Annotated in this window: 2 protein-coding genes and 1 riboswitch; of the genes, one reads left to right on the forward strand and one right to left on the reverse strand. The window is 70.0% G+C overall.

What is annotated here, in order from left to right:
* Positions 1–122: 122 nt before the first annotated feature.
* Positions 123–2,471 carry a chitinase C-terminal domain-containing protein gene (locus tag MHW47_RS33530; RefSeq protein ID WP_239227618.1) on the reverse strand — a complete coding sequence of 783 codons (2,349 nt, stop codon included), beginning with the start codon at positions 2,469–2,471 and terminating at the stop codon, positions 123–125.
* Positions 2,472–2,755: 284 nt separating this feature from the next.
* Positions 2,756–2,886, forward strand: a riboswitch (FMN riboswitch).
* A gap of 158 nt (positions 2,887–3,044) precedes the next feature.
* Here MHW47_RS33530 and ribD point away from each other — a divergent pair.
* Positions 3,045–3,504: bifunctional diaminohydroxyphosphoribosylaminopyrimidine deaminase/5-amino-6-(5-phosphoribosylamino)uracil reductase RibD (gene ribD / locus MHW47_RS33535; protein ID WP_239227619.1), on the forward strand; the 460-nt coding region annotated here is incomplete at its 3' end.

Here is a 3,504-nt window from a genome sequence, read left to right on the forward strand (position 1 = left end):
GGCGCTGCTCGCGGCGCGCGACGCGGCGCAGGACGCGCTGTTCGCCCCCCGGGGCTGAAACGGGACCGGCCCGGAGCGGTGCGCCGAAGCGCCCCGCCCCGGGCCGGGGGGATGCAGCGGGTTCAGCAGGCGCCCAGGTCCTGCCAGACGCCCCACTGACCGGTGGTGCCGGGCTTCTCGCCCTTCGTCCACCACTTCGACTTCCACTGGTGCCCGTCCTGGCTCACCGTCGTGGCCGCGCCGTAGGCCGTGTCCGCGTTCCAGGCCGGCGCCGCGCAGGTGCCGCCCGAGGGGTCGGGGCTCGGACCGGTGGAGCCGGAGGGGTCGGGCGTCGGGGTGGAGCCGGTGCCCGGCTCGACGACCGTCGTGCCGCGCGCCAGGTCGCCCGCCAGGGCGTAGGACGTGCCGTTGAACGTGACGGTCCAGTTGGACGGCGTGGACGTCGGCAGGTAGTAGACGAAGTCGACCTGGACCGAGGCGCCCGGCGCCAGGCTCTGCCAGGACGGCAGCTTCAGCGAGACGCGGTTGTAGTCGCCCTTGAGGCCGCCGATGTTGTTCGGGGCGGTGTGGTCGCTGCGCACGATCGTGGTGCCGAAGCCCGACTGGTCCTTGGCGTTGGCGGGCGCCGAGGTGGAGTAGTCGAACTGGAACTCCGTACCGCCCGGCAGCGTCGCCTTGGTGTTGTTGGTGATGGTCAGCTTGGGGCTGATCGGGTAGTTGGAGTCGCCCAGCGGGAACGCGCCGAAGGACACGTCGATGTCGAGCGCCTTCTTCGGCAGGTCGATCGTGGAGCGCTTCGCCCCGTACGGGGTGGCGTTCTTGAAGGTGTCGTACATCGTCGAGGTGAGCGTCGAGCCGGGCTCGTACTGGCCCTTGGCCGCGTTCCAGCCGTAGTCGCCGGCCAGCTCCCAGATCATCGTGCCGCCGATGCCCTTGTCGACCACGTAGTCGGCCTTGGCCCGCACGGACTGCTCGTCCTCGGTGGAGAGGAAGACCTTCTTCTCGGCGTTCCACAGCCACGGCGCCACCAGGGTGGAGTCGTAGTTGCGGACGTAGCTGCCGGTCAGCTTGGTGGTCGCGGGGAAGCCGTAGTCGGTGACGTAGTCGCCGACGATCCCCTTCTCCAGGTTCTTGGCGTGCCACATCGGGTTGGAGCCGGCGGGCGACTCCTTGCCGTTGGTGTCCAGGTCGTGCCAGAGGTTGTCGATGCCGACCGCGCCGTCACCGCACTTGGTCAGCCCCGCGCCGGCCGGGCAGTCGCTGGTGGCCGCCTTGCCCCACAGGCCGTTGGTGCCGCCCTGGACGTTCTTGAAGCCGCGGGTGTAGTACGGCAGGCCGATGTTGATGCGGCCGGACGGCATGGAGCCGCGGAAGTAGTGGTAGGCCCAGTCGGTGTTGAGGTAGCCGGTCCCGCCGTACTGCGCGGTGGAGTAGACGTTGGCCTGGGCGAGTTCGGCGTCCTTGCCGTCGTCGAACAGCGAGGCGTTCGGGCCGACGTACTCGTTCCAGGCGCCGTGCAGGTCGTACGACATGATGTTGACGTAGTCCAGGTACTTCTGGACCTGGAAGGTCTCCATGCCGCGCAGCAGGTAGCCCGAGGACGGCGCGGCGACGCTGAGCAGGTAGTGCTTGCCGTCGGCGGCGGACGCCCGGTCCAGCTTCTCGCGCAGGGTCTTCATCAGCGCGGAGTAGCCCTTGACCAGGCCGGCCCGGCGGCCGTTGGACAGCGTGTGGTCCAGCGGGTTGCCGGCGTCCTTCATGGTCGTGGGGTACTCGTAGTCGATGTCGACTCCGTTGAAGCCGTACGTCCGGATGAAGTCGACCGCGGAGTCGGCGAAGGTGTTGATTCCGGCCTGGTTGACCGAGCCGTCCGCGTTGGTCGCCATCGAGTAGAAGCCGCCCGAGTCGACGCGCTTGCCGCTGGCGTCGAAGTACCCGCCGGTCTCGGCCCAGCCGCCGACCGACACCATCGTCTTGACGTTCGGGTACTGCTTCTTGAACTTGTTGAGCAGGTTGAAGTGGCCCTTGTACGGGAAGCCCGGGTCCATCTCGGCACCCTTGACGCCCGGCCAGGTCATCCCGGTGGAGGCGTTGTCCGGCCCGTCCGCGCCCACGGAGAGCTTGTTGGAGCCGTCGACGTGGGCGAAGGCGTAGTTGAGGTGGGTGACCTTGTCCCAGGGGATGTCGGAGGCGAGGTAGGCGTCCCTGCCGTCCTTGCCGGTCCGCCAGTTGGTGAAGTATCCGATGACGCGCCGGGGGTGGTCGGCGCCCATCTTCTCGCGCCCCTCGGAGTCGTACACGGAGCAGTAGGGGACGGAGACGCCGGGCGTCTCGTAGAGCCCGTCGGGGCGGCAGGACTCCTGGTCGACGGCGGCGGCCGAGGGGGTCGCGGCGAGGGAGCCGATCAGCAGCGCGGCGACGCCTGCGCCGGCGGCGAGGAGCGAGGCTCTCGCGCGGGTGGGGGACAGCACGTTCGGTTCCTCCTGGGGAGGTCGGCAGAACACAACTGACAAGAAGGGACAGGGGGGTGACTCGTCCCTGGTCGCCGGTGTGCGCACACCGGGGGACCGTTCCTCGGAGGTGACGCAGAGATTAAGAGGACTAGACCAGTGCGTCAATAGGTCTGGACCAATCACGGTTCTTTCCTGTGTGAGTGTCCGAAAAGACCCTTGTCGCGCGGTGTCTGTGAGCCACTCCACAGCGTTCGCCCGTATGGGCCGCGCCCGGACGTGGCACACTGACCCTGTACCAGCAGCAGCGCACTCCGGGGTCGGTGCAATTCCGAACCGGCGGTTATAGTCCGCGACCCGTCCGCATCCAGCGGCCGGTTGACCAGGTGAGATTCCTGGACCGACGGTTAAAGTCCGGATGGGAGGCAGTGCGCGGCGGGCCGTTTCGCGGGTACGCCGCCGTCGGCGGATGGTTTTCCGGGCAACCGGACCATCCGTGTTTTCCGGCATCCGGCGTCCCTGTCGTCGCGTCCCGCTCCTTCTGTCGTCATCGACAGGCCCCGGAGTCCGTGCCCGAAGAGGCAGGAGGACCCGGTGGCCACCGCAGCCGACATCACCGCCATGCGCCGAGCCATCGCGCTCGCCGCCCGCGGCCTCGGCTCCACCAGCCCCAACCCGGTCGTCGGATGCGTCGTCCTCGACGCCGCCGGACAGCCCGCCGGCGAGGGCTTCCACCAGCGCGCCGGCGGCCCGCACGCCGAGATCCACGCCCTGCGCGCGGCGGGCGACCGGGCCCGCGGCGGCACCGCCTACGTCACCCTCGAACCCTGCGACCACACCGGCCGCACCGGCCCCTGCTCCCGGGCACTCGCCGAGGCCGGGATCGCCCGCGTGGTGTACGCGGTCGGCGACCCGAACCCGCAGGCCACCGGCGGCGCCGACACCCTGCGCGCCGCCGGCGTCCGGGTCGAGGCCGGCGTCCTCGCCGCCGAGGCCGAGGCCGGCAACGCCGCCTGGCTGACCTCGGTGCGCCGGGGCCGCCCGCACCTCACCT

Origin of the sequence: Streptomyces sp. OfavH-34-F (assembly GCF_022347745.1) — a bacterium.
Classification (GTDB): Bacteria; Actinomycetota; Actinomycetes; order Streptomycetales; family Streptomycetaceae; genus Streptomyces.